Genomic DNA, 18,193 nt, shown 5'->3' on the forward strand with positions numbered 1-18,193 from the left:
GCAGGGCCGGCATCCTTCGGCGGGATTTTCCTCTTCAAGTGAAGCAGCACACGCGGTACGAAAGTCCGAAGACGCCGGTGACGAAGGAATGCCTTCTCGCCAACGGGCTGAGCGAACGTTTCATCAAGCACCTGCGGAGATGGCCACGCTGTGACCGAAGTTACATCGGAACATCGTGTCTAAACACCATGTATGGTTGCGTCGTACACTCGGGCCGTACTTGTCTCTCCTCAGCTTCGGAGTAGCTTTATGAGTGATGCGACTTTCCTGCTCGTACACGGTGGCCACCACGGCGAGTGGGTTTGGGGTCCTTTGCAGAAAGCGATGGCGGAGCGCGGTCTTGCGACCCGCACGGTGACGCTGCCGACCGCGGTGACGGACGCGTCGTCCGGTGAGCCTTACCCGAGCATGTACGACGATGCCCAGGTCGTCCGGGAGGCTATCGCCGAGATCACCGGTCCGGTCGTCGTGGTGGCCCACTCCTACGCGGGGGTGCCCGTCACCGAGGCGATCACCGCAGGGTCCGGGGTCGCCCACGCCGTCTATGTAGCCGCCTACATGGTCGACAGCGGGGAAAGCATGTTCGGCACGCACGGAGTCCCGACGCCGGACTCGCTCGGTGGTCTGCGCCCCGCAGCGAACCCGGACCTGAACCTGCCCCTCGCCTTCTACGACGGCGACCCGACCAACCCCGAGACCGCTGCGGCGATGGCGCGGCTGGTTCCCCAGAGCGCCCGCGCTGACTACGAGTCGGTGACTCGCGTCGGCTGGCGCGAGGTGGCCAACAGCTATGTCATTCCGTCCGATGACATCTCCCTGACCGGGACGATCGCCGAGCAGATGGCCGCCCGTGCCGACCGGGTGTTCCGGGTGCCCGGCAACCACGCGCCGTTCTGGTCGAATCCCGCCGAGTTCGCTGACGTCCTGGTGGAAATCGATGGCCTCGTTCACTCGGCGAGCTAAGGCGGGCCCCGGTACGCCGGCGGTCGAGAGCCGTATCCTGGCCGCCACGGAACGCCTGATCGAGCGGGGCGAGCGCTACACCGAGATCTCGGTGCAGCAAATCCTGGCCGAGGCGGGCGTCTCCCGGGCGACCTTCTACGCGCACTTCCGGGACAAGACCGACCTGATCGTGCGGGTGACCGCCGATTTGCGGCAGCGGCTGCTCGAGATGGCCCAGGGATGGGATCCCGCAGCAGGCGAGGATGGCGCCGAACGGTACACCCGCTTCTTCGCCGACGTCATCGCCCTGCACCGCCGGAAAGGCTTCGTGCTGACGGCGCTGCGCGAGGTCGCGAGCTACGACCAGACGGTTCGCGGCTTCTATACCGCCGATCTGGAGGGCTTCGACCAGGCCGTGCTCCGCACACTTGTCGAACAGCAGCAGTCGGGAACGACCCCGGCCGACCTGGACGCCGCCGCGGCGAGCCGGGTGATCGTGTGGGGTGGGGGACAGGCCATCGCCAGGCATATCGAAGTCGACGACGGCGGCGGCGACGCCGCGTTCGCCCGCGAACTCGGGCACATCTGGTGGTACGGCGCCTACCGCCGCCCACCCGCGAATAACCTCGTCGAGGAGCCGAAGAAGTGAACGAAGGACTGCCGATTCACCCGTTGGCCGGCCGCACCGCTCTCATCACCGGTGGAGGGCGCGGCGTCGGCGCGAGCGTCGCCAGATTGTTCGCCACGGCCGGCGCCCGGCTCGCGCTAACCGGCCGATCGGAGGAGTCACTACGCAAGGTCGCCGACAGCCTCCAGGACGGCGCCGTGATCATCCCCTCGGACCTGTCACGGGACGGCGAAACAGAGCGACTCTTCGACGCCACCCTCGCCCGCCTGGGTCAGTTGGACATCCTGGTGAACAACGTGGGCGCTCTCAATTTCACCCAAAGCCAAAAACTCACCGAGGCCGAGGCGGACGACCTTTGGCGGCTGAACGCCCGCTCCCCGCTGATCCTGGCCGGTCGAGCTGCTGAGCACATGGCATCGCGAGGAGGCGGCAGCATCGTCAACCTCTCATCGGTCATCGGCAGCGAACGGGCCATCGCCAACCAGACCCTGTATGGCGCCACGAAGGCAGCGGTCGACGGAATGACACTCGCGATGGCCGCCGAGTGGGGCCCGAAGGGCGTGCGCGTCAACGCTGTCCGTCCTGCCGTGACCAACACCGACATGTCGGCGCCCATCTTCGCCGACCCCGAATGGAAGAAAACGCTGACCGCGCAGTACGCACTGGGTCGCCTTGGTGAACCAGAGGACATTGCCCAGGCCGTCCTGTTCTTCGCGTCGCCGGCCAGCTCGTTCGTCACCGGTCAGCTCCTGAGCGTGGACGGTGGCTGGATCAGCACCCTGGTGCACTGATTTGCTGGCAACGGTGTTGTCGAAACTGAGCCGCAAACCGGCATAGGGTCCGGCGAAAGCACGGGACAATGCCGTTTCGCTGATCTCCGGTGGGCCTTGACCATCCGGTAGCCGAGCGAGCTCGGGCGACCTGGTCACGTGGGGGAGTGGTTGATCTCGATCACGACGCGGTACGGCCCGAACGCCCCTCCCATAAGCCGAAGTGTGTGCGGTCGCCCGGCGGGCGTGGCCTGAGCCGGCCGGGCGATCGCACGCCTGGTCAGCGCAGGTTCTCGAAGAAACGTGCCGGTACCGCCACCCCCTACTGCCGTGTACCGATGTTCGGTGATGCCGATGTCGATGCCGTTGCGTCGTTCTGGTCCTGCATGTTCCAGGACCCCACGATCAGGTCCCGCACTACCGCTACCGCCGGTGTCGGCGGTTCCAGGGCGTATTGCCTATTCGGGGCGGGGTGGGCTGGCCGGCGTCCGATCCGCCGTTACCTCTCGGGATTCACCTGCGGTGACGAGCGCGTTCGGACGCCGCCCATTGCCTGAGCGGCCTCGACGTCCCCTGGTTTCAGAGCGGATCCGGTGTCGTCAACCCAGTCGATCCAGCTTCTCGCGAGCGGCGGTGTCGGGCCGAGGCGTGAGGACCACGAGGCGCAGGTCAGTGTTCTGGGTGGTCAGGACATTGGCGTCCAGCGGGATGGCGCCCACGTCCGGGTGTACGGCGGTCTTGTGCGCGCTCTCGTGATTGGCCACCGCGCGGAGGGCCCAGAGGCGGCAGAACCTGTCGTTCCCGACCATCCGCGAGATCAGTGCCGCCACGTCGGGATCGTTCGGATAGCGGGCGCTGGTGGCGCGCAGGTCGGCCACCAACGACTGCTCGAAGTAGGCGCGTTCGGTGTCGGTCTGGCGGACTCGGGGGTTTCGGGATTCGAACTGGACGATCAGGGCGTTGCGATCGTCGGCGGTGGCGCCCGTCGGGTCGCCGAAGACGGCCGCGAACAGCCGGTTCCAGTGCAGCAGCCGCCAGACGGCGTCGTAGATGGCCACCGGGGTGTCGCCGAGGTGGTCGATGACGCGGTGCAGGCTGCTGGGGATCAGGTGGGGTATCCGGTCCGGGGCCGCGGCGAAGCCGGCAAGGCGCATCAGGTGCGCCTCCTCGTCGTCGGAGAGTCGTAACGCGCGGGCCAGGGAGGTGCACACCTGCGCCGATGGTGTGGCCGCCCGGCCCTGTTCGAGGCGTGCCACGTATTCGGGGGAGATGCCGGCGAGTGCTGCCAGCTCGCCGCGCCGTAGCCCGGCGACGCGGCGAGGCGACGCGTTCGTGAGACCGGTCGCGGCCGGGTCCGTGCGATCCCGCCAGGCCCGCAGCGCGGCTCCGAGGTCATTCATGAACCCCATGATCCGCCATCGGTCCGGGGAGCTGGGTGGTACCAGCGGTACGCGGAAGACCTGTGCCTTCCACAGTGCTGGCTGGCCCTTCAGGATGGGGATCATGAGCAGAGTGACCAGAATGCATCACATTGGAGTGCCGGTCAGCGATTTGGCGCGGTCGGTGAGGTGGTACGAGGACGTCCTCGGCATCGCGCCGAACGGCGTGACGATCTCGGCGACGAACCCGGCGATCGGTGCGGTTGTCGAGGTCGAGAACGCGTCGATGCGGGCATCGTTCGCGTTGGCCGGTGACAACGTCCTGCTGGAACTCATCCAGTACGACAGCCCGCAGCCGAGGCCCTTCACCGGGCGCAACTCTGACGTTGGGGTCATGCACCTGTGTTTTGAGGTCGACGACCTCGACTCGGCGCACCGCGACCTGGTGGAGCGGGGCGTGCACGTCAACGCCGATCCGGTCGTGCTCCAGGACGGCGATGGCGTCGAAGCGGGGGCGCTGACCGGGACGAAGATCCTCTATCTCCGTGACCCCGACGGCATCCAGCTGGAGCTGTTCGAGTTGCCCTCGTAGGAGCGCCGCCGACTCCGGACCCGGCGCCCGTCCCGGTCGGTGCGCTGCTCTGGATACCATCGGTGGGACCGAACAACCGGAGGGCACCATTCGTCCGGCGACACGCAGAAGCTGATGACAGATATCAGGTCGGGATTGTTCGTCGCTCGCGAGGCGGAGTTGGGCGAGATCGCCTCGGTGACGGCAGCCGCGGCGCGGGGCCGTGGCGGAGCGATGCTCGTTCTCGGTGATGCGGGGATCGGCAAGTCGACGCTCATCGGTGCGGCCGCTTCGCGGCTCGACGGATGGCAGGTGCTGCGGGCCGGTGGTGTCGAGTTCGAGAGCGAGCTGCCCTACTCGGCCCTGCACCAGTTGTGCGCGCCCGTGCTCGACCACCGCGCTGGGCTCCCCGTGCCGCAGCGGAGCGCGCTCGACGCGGTGTTCGGGCTGCAGGCCGGGGCCACGCCGACCCCGATGCTTGTCGGCCTGGCCGTTCTCGGCCTGCTGAGTGCCGTAGGCCGGCGCAGGCCGGTGTTCTGCGTGGTCGACGACGTGCAGTGGATCGACGCCGGCTCGCGGCAGGTACTGGCCTTCGTCGCGGCACGCGTTGCGGCGGAGCGGGTCGCCATGGTGTTCGCTGGCCGTGACGCCGCCTCGGTGTCGGGGCTCGGTCACCTACCCGCCCTCACTCTTCCAGGGCTCACCGATTCGGAATCCCTCACCCTGCTGCGGTATCGCGCACCATTCGGCCACGAGGCGGCGATCGTGCAACGGATCCTCGCCGAAGCGGCCGGCAACCCGCTCGCCCTGGTCGAGTTCGCCCGCGACGCCGGACCGTTCGGGCTACCCGGGGATGCCGGGCACCGCGCCGTGGAACACCGGTTCGTGAGTCGGTTCCTGCGGCTGCCGGCACCCACGCGCTCGGTTCTGGCGCTGGCCGCGGCGGAGCCGACAGGCGACCTCGCTTTGCTGCGGCGTGCGATGGCGATCCAGGGGCTGGACGCCGTGGACCTGGCCGCGGCCGAGGACAGCGGCCTGTTGGTGGCCGGGCCCCGGGTGCACTTCCGGCATCCGTTGGCGCGTTCCGCGGTGTACCTGTCGACTGGCGCCGGGGCGCGACGGCAGGCGCACGCGTCGCTCGCCGCCGGTACGGACGCCGATGTCGATCCCGACCGTCGCGCCTGGCACCAGGCGAACGCGATCACCGGCCTGGATGAGGAGACCGCGGCCGAGCTGGAGCGTTCGGCCGGACGGGCACAGCGCCGCGGCGAATTCGCGGCAGTGGCCGCGTTCCTCGAGCGCGCGGCCCGACTGACGCCCGGCCGGTCGCGGCGGGCCCGCCGGTTGTTGGCCGCGGCTCGGGCGCGGTTGGGTTCGGGGGCACCTTCTGCCGCCCGGGAGTTGGTGGACGAGGCCGAGCGTCTCCAGCCGGACCCCGTCGACCGCCGCGCCGCGCGGCTGCTGCGCGCGACGATCGACTATCACGTGGCGCGCAGTATCCCGGCGACGATCGCGCTCATCGAGGCGGCCGACGGCGTGGGGCCCGGTGAGGTCCGCGAGACCTACCTGGAGGCGTTCGCGTCGCTCATGTTCAGCGTCGACGAGCCGGGGAGGTTGCGGCGGCTCGCCCTGCACATCCGGGAACGGGTGCCCCAGCGTCAGCCACCACGTCCGGTCGACCTGCTGCTGCGGGCGTTGGTCGAGCAGCATCTCCGCCCGGTGGACGAGGCGATGCCCCTGATGCGCCGCACGGTCGACGCCTTCCGGGACCACGCCCGCACGCCCGGCGCGGATCCGTGGTGGATGGAACGCGCCTGCGTGCTGAGCGTCGACATCGGTGACAGTGATGCCATGGAGCAGATCGCCGACCGTCAGGTGGAACTCGCCCGGGCGCAGGGGGCCTACGCGATCCTTCCCCATGCGTTGCGCTTCCAGGCGGTCGCCCGGACGATCGTGGGTCGCTTCGCCGACGCGCAGGTCTGCATCATCGAGGCGCGTGCGGTCGACGAGGCCGCCGGGACGTCAAACCTCGTCGGGTCCGACCTGATGCTTGCCGCCTGGAGCGGGGATGTCGAACGGTTCCGCGAGATCCGGGAGAAGCTGCGCGACTGGGTGGGGGTGAAACCCACAGCGCTGCACTATGCGATCGGCGTGCTGTGCAACGGCAGCGGCGACCATGAGGCCGCGATCGACGCGTTGCTGCTGCTACGGGACCAGCACCGGCGCGGGGCGTACGCCGCCTCCGTCTTCCACCACGAGATGGTCGAGGCCGCCGCGTACGTCGGACGTCCCGAAGAAGCCAAGGAATCGGCTAAATGGATCGGGGATGTCGCACGGGTCAACCCGAACGCGTGGACGACCGGTGCGCATCTACTGGCGAGTGCGCTGCTCGACCCGGGGCTCGGCGCGCAGGACCACTACCGTGCCGCGATCAGCCGGTTCGCTGGGAGCAGGATGCGAGTCCACTACGCGCGTGCCCGACTGCTCTACGGGCAGTGGCTGCGACGGGTCGGCCGTCGCGCCGAGGCGCGGGTGGAGCTGCGCGCCGCCCACGAACTGCTCTCCACCATCGGCGCGCGCGGGTTCGCCGGCCGCGCCGCCCGCGAACTGGATGCCATCGGCGAGCCGACCCTGGCCGACGACGCCGATCCGCTCGCGGGGCTGACCGCCCGCGAACTACTCGTCGCCCGCAAGGTCGCCTCCGGCGCAGGCACCAAGGAGGTCGCCGCGCTGCTGTTCGTCAGCCCGCGAACGATCGACGCCCACCTGCGCAACCTCTACCGCAAACTGGGCATCACCTCACGCCGGCAGCTACGAGAACTACTCCGCTGACGGAGCCGGGCCGACCGAGCGACGAAAGGGCCCCGCCGGTACGAGACCGGCGGGGACCTTGGGTCACGTCAGCGCCGGGCCCGACCACACTCCCGTTCGGCACGCGTCTTCAGCTCCGTCAGCCACGTCTCCAGGCCCCCTCCGAGAGCCATTGTGGAGAAATCGACGTCCTGCTCCACCTGGTCACCGCGCCACGTCTCCTCGGTACGCACGAGAACCCGACCGTCGATCTCGGTGAACGTCCACACGTGCACCCCCTCGTCGATGCGCAGACCCGCACCGATCGCCGGGCCGTCCCACCGAAGACACCTCTGGTGCTGGAGCTGCCGGACGGTGGACGTGACGACGAGGGTCGTGGCGGGATTCAGCGCGGTCTCGGGGACCGGTGTCGTCCACCGGAACGACGAACCGGGACGCAGTGGGCCACGATCGAGCCGCTTGCTGGACAAAACGGGCTTCTGCCACGACGGCCAGCGCTCCACGTCGGTCTGCAACTTCCAGACGGTTCGCAGCGGAGCGTTGATCGTCGTCTCCGTCCGATAGCGAATCTTCGCCGCGGTGTCGACAGTCCGTCCCGCACATCGCACCGTCGCGTGGTCGGCACCGACATCGCGCCTGACCTCGGCCCGAGCCGGCGCACCTGCGGTGCCCACGAGGCCGGCCACGACCACTGCCGTCGCGACGGCAAACACACGATTCTTCATGAGGCGGCCACCGCCTCGGCGGTGCCCTTGAGTCGTTCCAGCCACGTGGCGAGGGTCGTGTCGAGGCCCTCCTGGAACGGCCCAGGGTCGGCATCGACAGGCGGGCCCGCGAAGGACTCCTCGGTCGACACCTCCACACCGTCGCCGGCCGGGGTGAGCGCCCAGACGTGGACGCCGAGGACCCCGTCCGGTCCGTCACCGTATCCCCGCCACACGAGGCGTTCCCGCGGCCGTACCTGAACGATCGTCGACTCGATCTCCATGCCCGCGGCCGACCAGCGGAACACGGAGCCCGGGGCGAGCGGACCGGGTGTTTCCACGCGTGCGTACGGGATTTCTGGCAGCCAGGTCGTCCATGCGTCGATGTCGCTGAGGATTCGCCACACGGTGTCCGCCGACGCGGTCACCGTGACGCTGTGGCGGCTGACCACCGGGGCCGACACGTCAATACCGGCCTCGCCGGTGTCCGTAGTGTTTTCCATCGTGAAGCCTCTCTGCGGTCACTGACCATCGGATCGCCGGGCATGAGTGTGGGCCGCTAGATCCACACCCGGCAGATGCGATCGTGCCAAGACGGCAACCGCTACACATCGGCAAGAACTACCTAGTCGCGTGAGCGGGCGAGTTGTTGCACGTAGGTCAGGGCGTCCCGGTAGCCGGTGATGACCTCCCAGGTCTGCGGGTTGGTCTCTACCGGTTCGTCTCTGGCGACGGCCGCGGTTGCGTCGTCCAGGGATACCTGGTAACCCTCGATCGAATTCGACCCCTGGAGGGCATGAGCGATCTGAGTTCGTCGGAGTGGCCCCGTCCAGCGGTGCGGCTCAGGGATGCGACGTCACAGGTGGAAATTCTCTGCCGAGGCGGGAAGAATGCTCTTGTGTCACGGAACGTGCAGCCCGCTACGGAGATGCAGGCATGGCGCCCGAAACTGCCGGGCGTCGCCGAGGTGCTGCATGCCCACCTCACCGATCATGCTTATCCCATGCACGCTCACGACACCTGGACGCTACTCATCGTCGATGATGGTGCGGTGCGCTATGACCTGCACCGGCACGAGCGCTGCGCGTTCGGTGAGCTGGTAACCCTCTTGCCTCCGCACGTTCCGCACAACGGTCGCTCGGCCAGTCCGGGTGGTTTCCGGAAACGGGTGATCTACCTCGACGCGAGCCATCTGTCGGCCGACCTCGCTGGTCGATCGGTCGACATTTCCAGCTTCCCCGATCCGTGGCTGCGCGGCGCTATATCGGCATTGCATGGCGCATTTCTGAGACCCGGTGACGAATTGCGGGCGGAAACGCTGCTGACCCGGCTCACCGACAGCGTGCGCGCCCGCCTGGGGGAGCGGATCGTCATGCCGGACGCCGATCCCACGGCGGCCTACCTGCTTCGCGATCTGCTCGAGCAGCACGTTGCCGACGGGGTCTCGCTGTACGACGCCGGTCGGTTGCTGCACTTCGACCCCTCGTACTTGGTCCGGGCGTTCAGCCGCGAGTTCAGCATGTCGCCGCACCGCTACCTGACCTCCCGCCGGGTCGACGAGGCGCGACGCCTGATCCTGGACGGGCACCCCCTGGACCGGGTCGCCACGAGCAGCGGCTTCTACGACCAGCCTCATCTGGCCCGCCACTTCAAGCGGATCCTCGGTGTCAGCCCGGGCATCTTCGCCCGTACGGTCGGGTTAGGTGGGTAGCACCGGGCTCTTTGCCCGGTCGCCTGGGCGGGTCAGCACGATGATGAGCAGCGATCCGATTGCCGCCGCTGCCCCGGCCACGGTGATCGGCCCATACGATCCGTACCTGTCGAAGCTGAGCCCACCCGCCTGGCTCGCCAGGAACGCGCCGACCTGGTGCATCAGCCACATGAGACCGAGCGCCAGCCCGCGGCTGCGCGCGTCGAACTCGGCGAGCAGCAGCATCGTTCCGGCGACCACCGTGGCGAGATAGCTCACCCCGAACAGCAGCCCGAACATCGCCGCGCCGAACGCTGTCGGATGGACCGCCAGGACGATCATGCCGAGGGCACGGAGCAGATAACCCCCGGCGAGCACGGCGAGCGGATGCCCGCGATCGCAGAGGTATCCGGCGACGATCGCACCGACCAGCTCAGCCGCGCCGAGCACGACCGACGTGAGACTTTCCACGCCATGGCCGAGATGGTGTTCGCTGAGGCTCGCGACCAGGTGTACGTCGACGAAGGCCATGGTCACTCCGCAGCCGACGAACGCCGTGCTGACCGCCCAGAAGGTACGCGAACGGCGTACGCGGGCGAACCCGTTCCACCTGCCGGCGACCGCCTCGTCGTCGCTCGCGGCCTGCGCCGGCTCGGACACCCGCTGCGGAATCCCGGCCACGGCGGCCGCCGCCAGGGCCAGCATCACCAGGCTCAGCGCGACGAAGACGGACCGCCACGACCACCGGTCGCTGAGTTGGATCCAGAGCGGAAGCAGCACGATGAAGCCGACCGCGGTGCCGTTGGTGATGGCCGCGTACGCCAGGCCCCGGCGGTGTGGCGGGAACAGTTCGTCGACCAGGACGCCGAGCGGCACGTATGAGACCGTCGCAGAGGCGAACGCCATACCGACGCCGTAGAGGGCGGCGAAGAGCGTGAAGGACTCGGTGAGCCCGCCGACCAGGAAGACCAACGCGCTGAGCACCAGCCCGCCGATCATCACCCGCTTCGCGCCGAGGAGATCGGCGAGGTATCCGCTCACCATCGATGCCACCGCGTAGGTGAACATGAACAACGACGGGGCGACCGCGAAGATCCCCCGGGACACCTCGAAGTCGACGGCCATCGGCACGAAGAACGCCGTGATGGTGTTCTTCATCGCCGACGAGAACAGCGTGATGACGAAGGCCAGTGCCGCGACAGCGACCATCGACGCGCGCCACCGACGTTGGACCGGCATCATCCGTGCCGCCCTGCGGCCTGTACGGAGTCGACGACGGCGCGCAGTGCCGCCGGGGAGTGCTCCATGTAGTGGCCGCGATGGCTGACGCCCCCGATTCGGGCGTAGTCCTCCAGCGTCCCGAAGGTGGTGAAGCCCAGCCGTAGCCAGGTGCGGTATGCCGGGGATTGCTCGCGGACGTCGATGACCAACTTCTCCACGCCAAGTTCGCGAGCCTTGTCGCAGACGTTGCCGGCCAGCTCCAGCAGAGCGCCGGTGCGACGGACTGCCGGAGTGAGGTACGCCTTCGACACCTCGGCGATGTGCCGACAGTTCGGCATCGAGCTCGGCTTGAGCACACACATTGCCGCCAGCGCGGACGCGCCGGAACCAACCAGCAGGTGCGCCACGCCCTTGGTGACCCCTCGTTGCAGATCCTCCGCGAACTCTCGCACCTGGCGGGGCGACGGCGGCTCGCGGTAACCCAGGATGCCGTCGTCGTCGACGCTGGCCCCGAGGAACCCGCCGAGTTCGTCGCGGATGGCGAGGACATCGGTCGCCCATCGCCACCGCAGGCCGGCGCGGGTCACCGTACTCACATCGAAACTCCGTTCTTGCGTAGGGCGATCTGATCGAGCCAGTTACCGAAGATGGTGCGTGCGGCCGGTCGCCACCCGTCGCGCAGCCCAGCCGCGGCCAGGGTGCCCGGAAACGACTCCAGCAGGCGAATGTCGCGTCGGCGCACGGCTCGGGACTGGAACTCCTCGAGCGCGGTGACCGCCGCGGCGTCGAAGTAATTTGCGGGAAGCGCCGGATAGCGTGCGGTTTGCCCTTCCAGGAAGCGCCGGACGTCGCGGCGATACTCCCGCAGCAACATGTCCGTCCCGTACTCCGGATGCCCCTGGAGGAACACCTCGCGCAACCCGTCGGGGCCTACGGCGATGTGCCAATCGCCGTCGGCGGTCGCTGCGAGCGGCCTGATCCCGGTCCGCACCAGGTCGTCGAGGGCGACGGTGTTCCACCGTGACTGCGGTGCCGTGACGATCGGGCCGGCACCGGCCATCAGGCTGCTCGTCGGATCGGTGACCGGGTATTCGAACACCCCGCACCGCTTGCCGACCAACGGGCTGCGCGGTAGCCGATAGCGGATGCGGAGCGCGGCGTGCGCCGAGAGGCACGAGAACACGACCGGCAGGGAACCGGCCGCGGTGCTCTCGACGATGCGGGTGATCACCGGCCACGTCGAGTCGGCCTCGAGGTGGGCGGTGGTCGGCTCGGCGCCGGTAACGACGAGGGCGTCCAGCCCGGCAAGGTCGCGCCACCCGATCCGGGCGGAGCCCGGCGTCGAGGCGCGGGGTACAGCTTGGAGCGGATCGAAGAGTCGGACCTCGGGTGCCGGGCGCCGGCTCGCCACCAGATCGGCGAACATCCGGTAGGCGACGCCCCGCGCCCCGGCGCCCATGAGATCCGCGATGCCGATCCGCAGCCCCGCCGCAGGCCGGTAGCGGCGGGGCTGGTAGCGGGTCAGGGTCATCGACCGGCCTCACCGGTGCTGTGCTGCAAGGCACCATCGAGGTCGGCGATGATGTCCTGGACGTCCTCCAGCCCTACCGAGATCCGCAGCAGGTTGCCGAAGATGCCGGACGCGAGCTTCTGCGCACAGGAGAGGCGGCCGTGCGTGGTGGTGGCCGGATGCGTGATCATGCTCTTGGTGTCGCCGATGTTGGTCGTATTGGAGATCAGTTCCAGTCGGTCGACGAGCGCCCAGGCCCGCTCCTGCCCGCCTCGGACGGTGAAGCTGACCAGCCCGCCGTGACCCGACTGCTGCTTGGCGACCAGCTCCGTCTGCGGATGGTTGGTCAGGCCGGTGTAGAAGACCTGTTCGACGTCCGGATGGACGGCGAGCCACTCGGCGACGATCTGCGCGTTGAGGGAATGCTCCCGCATCCGAATGCGCAACGTCTCCAACCCCTTGAGGAACACCCAGGCGTTGAACGGGCTCAGACTCGGGCCCATCGTGCGGAGGACACCGCGTACCTCGGCGATCAGGTCCGCCCGGCCGGCGACGACTCCGCCGCCACAGCGTCCCTGGCCGTCGATGTACTTCGCGGCCGAGTGCAGGACCAGGTCCGCGCCGAGATCGATCGGATTCTGGTACACCGGGGTGCACAGGGTGTTGTCGACAGCGAGGAGCGCGCCCGACTCGGCGGCCAGCAGGGCCAACCCCCGAATGTCAGCCACCTGCATGATCGGGTTGGTGGGGCTCTCCACCACGAACATCTTCGTGTTGGGTCGGACGAGCGCACGCCAGTCCGCGAGGTCCACCACGCCGGCGACGCTCACGTCGACCTGGAACTTACGCAGGTACGACTCGAAGAGCCGGGTGGTGGTCCCGAACATCCCGGCACCCAGGATCACGTGGTCACCGGCCTGGAGCAGGGCCATCGCCACCGCCAGGTAGCCGGCCATGCCGGAGGCGACCGAAGCAGCGTCCTCGGCGCCCTCCATCGCGGCGATCCGCTGTTCGAACGCGAGCGTCGTTGGGTTGGTGAACCTGATGTAGACATTCCCGGACCGGGTACCGGCGAATTTCTCGGCGGCGTCCTCGGCGTCGTCGAACACATAGCTTGAGGTGAGCGCCAGCGCCTCGCTGTGCTGGTCCCCGACATCCTGATATTGGCCTGCCCGGACCGCACGTGTGGCGTTGCGGTACTGCCGCCAGTCCTTGACACGGTTCATGTCTGCGACCGCCCCCGGCTAGAGCGTTCCGGCCTTGTACTGCCGGAAGATGCCCTCGTACATCTCGTAGAAGAGGTCGCACGTGTGCTCGACTGCGTACAGCGCCTCCGCCTGCTTCTGGTCGGTGCCGCAGATGTCGGCGACCAGGTCGAGGCCGTGCTGCACGTGCTGCACGTCCTCGGCCTGATGCACCGAGAAGAAAAGCAGGTCGGCGTCGGTGAGGCCGTAGACCCGCTTGAAGAGGGTGTCGCGCGCCTCGGCACCCCGGGTCTCCAGGTTCTGTCCCTCACTGGCGATCATGACGGCGGCCGCGCCGATGTGGTACCGGGCGGGGTCCTTCACGTTCTCCATCCGGTAGTCGATGAGTTCCCGGGTGGCCGGCAGCGGCGCCGCCGAGTCGCGGACGTCGTCGTCGATCCCGAGCGCCCGCAGGAAGTCCTGCATCAGGCGTACGTGGTTCTTCGTCCCGGAGATGCGGCCCGTCTCCTCCTCGTACATGTTGTGCAGGAGGCGGCGTTTGTTCCGGCCGGGCGGGCAGTAGAAGAACAACGTCTCGATGTATTCGAGGAAGTGCTTCGTGAGCTGGTAGCCCTGAAGGGCGACCTTGCGCAGGGTCTCGATGTCCGGCTGCGCGGGGTCGAAGAGGATGTCGAAGATCGGGTGCGACAGCGTGAGCTTGTTGTGGAGCACCGACTCCAACTCGGTCCGAAATTCTGCACGCGCCAACGGCATGGCACTGCTCCCTTTGTCGACAACGAAGATCAGTTCAGGCGTAGCGCCCGGCGAGAGCCGCCACGTCGGGCAGGTCCGGCTCGGCCGGAGTGCCGAGCCACTCCCGAGCCGCGGTCACCAGACAGGTCACGCCGGTGCCGAGGGTCGACTCAATCACCGGCGCGAAGTCCGGCGCGTGGTTGCTGGGCGCGGCCTGGTCGATGCCCACCGCCGGACCGCCACGCGTCGCCGGACCACCGAAGAACCAGTAGAAGGCGGGCGCACCCGAGACCCGGCCGAGCGTGCCGAAGTCATCGCTGGCGGTCACCGGTTCCATCGCGATGACCCGGTCCCGGCCCAGGGCGTCCGCGAACCGCTCGACGGTACGCGACACCACCGCCTCGTCGTTGAGCAGCGCCGGTACGCGATGCGTCAGTTCCACCTCGGCTTCCCGGTCGGCGCCGGACGCCGCAGCCTCCGCCGACACGATCCGCCGGATGGCTGCCAGCGCCCGATCCCGGGATTCCTCGGAGAACGTGCGCAGGCTGAGGCCCAACTCGGCCATGTCCGGGATGACTGTCGCCTTCACCCCGGAGTGGATGTATCCCACGGTCAGCACCGCCGGTTCGCTCGGCAGCAGCTCCCGGGCGACTACGCCCTGCAGGCGCATGACCACTGCCGCGGCCATGACGATCGGATCGACGGTGGACTCCGGTCGGGAGCCGTGGCCGCCCCGGCCGAACAGACGGACGACCAGAAGGTCGGCGTTCGCCATGGCGATCCCGGGCACGTAGCCCACCACGCCGGGGGGCAGGGGGGCCACGTGTTGCCCGAGGATGACGTCCGGCCGGGGAAAGCGCTCGAACAGACCGTCGTCCACCATCAGCCGGGCACCGGCCGCGATCTCCTCGGCCGGCTGGAAGACAGCGACCACTGTTCCCGCCCAGCTCGCCCGGCTGGCCGACAGCTCCCACACGGCGCCGACCAGGCAGGCCACGTGCATGTCGTGCCCGCAGGCGTGCATGATCGGGACGTCGTTTCCCTGCGGGTCCCTGCCATACGCCGTGCTGGCGTAGTCCAGGCCGGTAGCCTCGGCCACCGGCAGGCCGTCCATGTCGGCGCGGAGCATGACGACAGGTCCCGGCCCGTTGCGCAGCACCGCTACGACCCCGGTGCCCCCGACACCGACGGTCACCTCGACAGCGGGGTCGGCGAGCTGCGCCACGATCCGCGCGGCGGTGCGGTGCTCGTGTGTGGCGAGCTCGGGATGCCGGTGGAGGTCCCGGTAGAACTCCCCGAGAAGTGCCGACCGGTCCGGTCCGGGCGTCGTCATGATCCCCCACCTCCGATAAACGGCCGGAGCCTGCGTAGTTTGATCAGTTGAAGTAGATGTTCTTGCCGAAGCGGTCCTCGCCGTTGAGCATCACGCACGCGTGCTTCTCGATGCTGTGGTCGTTGCCATCGACGAAGTCGCCGTCCTTGCGATGCGGGTACACCTCGACCTGCGGGATCGTGACTCGAAAGTTGATCGCGAGGCGGCGCTCGTCGGTTGTGACGTTCGGCAGCGAACCGTGCATGACCCGGTCGGTGAAGATGACTGCCTGCCCGGCATTCATCGTGATCGGGACGACCTCGACGCCTTCGGCCTCGGGGTCGAAGATGGTCTCGCACGCGAACCGCTCAGCCAGCTCGGCGAGCCGCGCCGTGTCGCCGGCCCTGGTGAAGGTGTCCTTGGCCACCTTGCCGAACACCGAGTCGGCGAATGGCACCCTGCGCACCGGGAACTGCCGGTAGTGCGTGCCGGGCGCGAACTCCATGGCACCATTGGCCTCGGTCACGTCGTCCAGGGCGATCCATACCGAGACGTTGAACAGGTCGGTGTAGACCTCGTACTCCTCCGGTGGCAGCAGCGCCGGCTTGAAGATGCCGTACTCCTCGCCGGCGAAGAGGCTCGACTGGTGCCAGGCGAGACGCCCATCGCCGGGTGCCTTGTGGAAGATCGACGACCGCCACACCAGAAGGTTTTCGCCGAGCAGGGACTTCAAACGGTCGATCACCTGCGCCCGGTAGACCATCGTCAGCAGATTCTTGTAGTACAGATGCCAGTCGCGGTGCGTGGTCCGGTCGTAGATTGGTGATTTGAGGTCGTTGGAGAGAATTTTCTCGAACGTCGGCCGTATACGTACGAGCTCCTCATCGTCGAGAACGTCGAAGGGTTGGACATAACCGCGCGACGAGAAATGCTCCAGTTCGGCTGGCGACAGTTCGTAAGTCATAATCACGCCTCCCTCGGTGGTCGTGATCCAGCCTCCGGGGCCGACCTTGTCGAAGTCTTGTGCGCTCCTTGCACGTGCCCCACCCGCCACGTCAACTTTGTACAAGACCGCGGATGTGCCGCCGTCACATGATTGAGCCATGCAACCTGAACCAGCACCCGTGCGCTTCGACACGAAGATCGCCGTGCTGCTCCGCGACGACGTGCTTCCCTGGCAGCGCCTGAACATTACGGCGTTCCTAGTCAGTGGGATGGGTACGGCGTTGCCCGAGGTGATTGGCAAGCCGTACGAGGACGCCAGCGGCGTGGAGTACCTGTCCATGTTCCGCCAGCCCGTCCTGGTCTTTCAGGGTGACAAGGAGTTGCTGCGGTTGGCGCACGACCGGGCCCTCAGCCGGGACCTGCCCACGTCGGTGTTCACGTCCGAGCTGTTCGCGACGGCCAACGACCGGGACAACCGGTCCGCCGTGCGGGCTGTGCCCACCGAGAAGCTCGACCTCGTCGGGCTGGCGGTCTACGGCCCGCGCAACGCGGTGGACAGGGTGCTGAAAGGCGCCGACATGCACCACTGACCCGGTGATCGACGGTGAAGGGACCCTTATGCGCAACGAGGCCGGGCGGCCGGACGCTCCAGCCGACGCCTACCTGTCGCTGCTGGCCACGATGGTCTTCTTCGGCAGCGCATTCGCCAGCTCCAAAGTGGTCGTGGAGCAGGTGCCGCACCAGGTGGCCGCCCTGCTGCGGTTCGGTGGTGGCGCCCTCATCCTGGTCCTGATCAGCATCGCCCTGGGTGCGCGGCGTCCGGACGGGCCCCGGCTGACGTGGCGCCAGGTCGTCCGGTGCGGTTTCGTCGGTCTGCTCGGCGTGTTCGCCTACAACCTCTTCTTTTTCTGGGCGCTGTCGCTGGCCCCGTCCATCGACGGCAGCATCATCGTCCCGGTGCTGAGCCCGGTGCTCACCACGGCCGCCCTGATCATCACCGGGGCGGAACGGACGACCATGTCCAGGGGCGTGGGGCTGCTCCTGGGTCTGCTCGGTGCGGCGGCCTTCTTCCTGGGTGTGCGGGGGACCGGTGGCGAGTTCGGTGGTTCGCGGCTGCTCGGCGACGTGCTGTTCCTACTGGGGGCTGCGGCGTGGGCCGCCTACAGCATCGTGTCGAAGAAGGTCTTGGTCGGCATGGAGCCGCTGCGCGCCACCACGATCGCGACGGCGGTCGGCGCGATCGCCCTGATCATCCCGGCGGCGCCGGCCCTGCCCTCGGCCGAGTGGACGGCCGTGTCCGGCACCGCCTGGGCGAACGTCGTCTACCTGGCCGTCGGTCCGACGGCGCTTGCCTACCTGCTGTACTACCGGGGACTGGCCAAGGTGAGTCCGTCCACCGCGACGGTGATGATGTTCGCCGTGCCGGTGTTCGGCATCGCCTGCTCGGTGCTCTTCCTCGGCGAGTCCTTTACTGCCTGGCAGATTGTCGGATCGCTGGTCATGCTCGCGGGCGCCCTGCTTGCGGTGAACCCGTGGAGTCGCTCGCGGCAGCTGGCCGCGGCACCCCCGGCGCGGCCGGCGCAGACCCTGGGCTCGGCCCGGTAACCGTCAGTCTCGCCCGTTGGCGAGGCGGCCGGCGCTGCCATGGTCCCTCGGCGACGAACCGAGTCGATTTCGAGGACCCTGGACGCGGCGGTTCTCCGCTCTCAGAACCTGAGACGCGGCGGCGCTCTCCTGGGCATGCCGCCGCGCCCGGCAATTGCGACGCAGCGT

General features: G+C 68.3%; 18 protein-coding genes. 8 read left to right on the forward strand and 10 right to left on the reverse strand.

Annotation, left to right across the window (positions count from 1 at the left end; translation table 11 throughout):
- Positions 1 to 249: 249 nt before the first annotated feature.
- Genes KBX71_RS06975 through KBX71_RS06985 form a run of 3 tightly spaced genes read left to right on the forward strand, consistent with a single transcriptional unit; the run spans position 250 to position 2,361 of the window.
- Complete coding sequence (locus tag KBX71_RS06975) at positions 250 to 963, forward strand: alpha/beta fold hydrolase (protein WP_210817182.1); 714 nt, start codon at positions 250 to 252, stop codon at positions 961 to 963.
- On the forward strand, positions 938 to 1,591 hold the full coding sequence (locus tag KBX71_RS06980; RefSeq protein ID WP_210817183.1) for a TetR/AcrR family transcriptional regulator: 654 nt from the start codon (positions 938 to 940) through the stop codon (positions 1,589 to 1,591). Before KBX71_RS06975 ends, KBX71_RS06980 begins: the two co-directional genes overlap by 26 nt.
- Positions 1,588 to 2,361: an SDR family NAD(P)-dependent oxidoreductase gene (locus KBX71_RS06985; RefSeq protein ID WP_210817184.1), complete on the forward strand. Its 774-nt coding sequence runs from the start codon at positions 1,588 to 1,590 to the stop codon at positions 2,359 to 2,361. Before KBX71_RS06980 ends, KBX71_RS06985 begins: the two co-directional genes overlap by 4 nt.
- A gap of 578 nt (positions 2,362 to 2,939) precedes the next feature.
- Here the strand turns inward: KBX71_RS06985 and KBX71_RS06990 are convergent.
- Positions 2,940 to 3,740 (reverse strand): helix-turn-helix transcriptional regulator, encoded by an 801-nt coding sequence (locus tag KBX71_RS06990; RefSeq protein WP_247683045.1) that lies wholly within the window; start codon positions 3,738 to 3,740, stop codon positions 2,940 to 2,942.
- 121 nt (positions 3,741 to 3,861) lie between these two features.
- Between KBX71_RS06990 and KBX71_RS06995 the strand changes: the two genes are divergently transcribed.
- A complete protein-coding gene (locus KBX71_RS06995) occupies positions 3,862 to 4,311 on the forward strand; it encodes a VOC family protein (protein WP_210817185.1) in 450 nt (149 codons plus the stop codon).
- A gap of 114 nt (positions 4,312 to 4,425) precedes the next feature.
- Positions 4,426 to 7,122 (forward strand): AAA family ATPase, encoded by a 2,697-nt coding sequence (locus tag KBX71_RS07000; RefSeq protein ID WP_210817186.1) that lies wholly within the window; start codon positions 4,426 to 4,428, stop codon positions 7,120 to 7,122.
- A 68-nt stretch (positions 7,123 to 7,190) separates the two neighbouring features.
- Here the strand turns inward: KBX71_RS07000 and KBX71_RS07005 are convergent, their stop codons facing one another.
- Positions 7,191 to 7,826, reverse strand: coding sequence for an SRPBCC family protein (locus KBX71_RS07005; protein WP_210817187.1), 636 nt, complete (start codon positions 7,824 to 7,826; stop codon positions 7,191 to 7,193).
- Complete coding sequence (locus tag KBX71_RS07010) at positions 7,823 to 8,308, reverse strand: SRPBCC family protein (RefSeq protein ID WP_210817188.1); 486 nt, start codon at positions 8,306 to 8,308, stop codon at positions 7,823 to 7,825. The genes KBX71_RS07005 and KBX71_RS07010 overlap by 4 nt, the downstream gene beginning before the upstream one ends.
- Before the next feature lie 425 nt (positions 8,309 to 8,733).
- Between KBX71_RS07010 and KBX71_RS07015 the strand changes: the two genes are divergently transcribed.
- Positions 8,734 to 9,516: an AraC family transcriptional regulator gene (locus KBX71_RS07015; RefSeq protein WP_210817189.1), complete on the forward strand. Its 783-nt coding sequence runs from the start codon at positions 8,734 to 8,736 to the stop codon at positions 9,514 to 9,516.
- On the opposite strand, the gene KBX71_RS07020 is transcribed toward KBX71_RS07015, so the two are convergent.
- From KBX71_RS07020 to KBX71_RS07050, 7 genes are read right to left on the reverse strand one after another with little or no spacing between them, the layout of a single operon-like run.
- On the reverse strand, positions 9,505 to 10,704 hold the full coding sequence (locus KBX71_RS07020; RefSeq protein ID WP_210817190.1) for an MFS transporter: 1,200 nt from the start codon (positions 10,702 to 10,704) through the stop codon (positions 9,505 to 9,507). The genes KBX71_RS07015 and KBX71_RS07020 overlap by 12 nt on opposite strands.
- Positions 10,705 to 10,733: 29 nt before the next feature.
- Positions 10,734 to 11,312 (reverse strand): GNAT family N-acetyltransferase, encoded by a 579-nt coding sequence (locus tag KBX71_RS07025; protein WP_210817191.1) that lies wholly within the window; start codon positions 11,310 to 11,312, stop codon positions 10,734 to 10,736.
- Positions 11,309 to 12,247, reverse strand: a complete 939-nt coding sequence (locus KBX71_RS07030) for a homoserine O-succinyltransferase (RefSeq protein ID WP_210817192.1) — start codon at positions 12,245 to 12,247, stop codon at positions 11,309 to 11,311. The genes KBX71_RS07025 and KBX71_RS07030 overlap by 4 nt, the downstream gene beginning before the upstream one ends.
- A complete protein-coding gene (locus tag KBX71_RS07035; protein WP_210817193.1) occupies positions 12,244 to 13,452 on the reverse strand; it encodes an O-succinylhomoserine sulfhydrylase in 1,209 nt (402 codons plus the stop codon). Before KBX71_RS07035 ends, KBX71_RS07030 begins: the two co-directional genes overlap by 4 nt.
- Before the next feature lie 18 nt (positions 13,453 to 13,470).
- Positions 13,471 to 14,184 carry a TenA family transcriptional regulator gene (locus tag KBX71_RS07040; RefSeq protein WP_210817194.1) on the reverse strand — a complete coding sequence of 238 codons (714 nt, stop codon included), beginning with the start codon at positions 14,182 to 14,184 and terminating at the stop codon, positions 13,471 to 13,473.
- 34 nt (positions 14,185 to 14,218) lie between these two features.
- Complete coding sequence (locus KBX71_RS07045) at positions 14,219 to 15,496, reverse strand: amidohydrolase (RefSeq protein ID WP_210817195.1); 1,278 nt, start codon at positions 15,494 to 15,496, stop codon at positions 14,219 to 14,221.
- Between the two features lie 43 nt (positions 15,497 to 15,539).
- On the reverse strand, positions 15,540 to 16,439 hold the full coding sequence (locus KBX71_RS07050; RefSeq protein ID WP_210817196.1) for a phytanoyl-CoA dioxygenase family protein: 900 nt from the start codon (positions 16,437 to 16,439) through the stop codon (positions 15,540 to 15,542).
- A gap of 139 nt (positions 16,440 to 16,578) precedes the next feature.
- On the opposite strand from KBX71_RS07050, the gene KBX71_RS07055 reads away from it, so the two are divergent.
- Both KBX71_RS07055 and KBX71_RS07060 read left to right on the forward strand, forming a co-directional pair.
- The gene (locus tag KBX71_RS07055) at positions 16,579 to 17,010 is read left to right on the forward strand and encodes a DUF2000 domain-containing protein (RefSeq protein WP_210817197.1); all 432 of its coding nucleotides are present in this window, start codon (positions 16,579 to 16,581) and stop codon (positions 17,008 to 17,010) included.
- A 28-nt stretch (positions 17,011 to 17,038) separates the two neighbouring features.
- Positions 17,039 to 18,025, forward strand: coding sequence for a DMT family transporter (locus tag KBX71_RS07060; RefSeq protein ID WP_210817198.1), 987 nt, complete (start codon positions 17,039 to 17,041; stop codon positions 18,023 to 18,025).
- Positions 18,026 to 18,193: the final 168 nt, after the last annotated feature.

The organism is Micromonospora sp. D93 (assembly GCF_018070365.1).
GTDB classification, from domain to species: Bacteria; Actinomycetota; Actinomycetes; order Mycobacteriales; family Micromonosporaceae; genus Micromonospora; species Micromonospora ureilytica.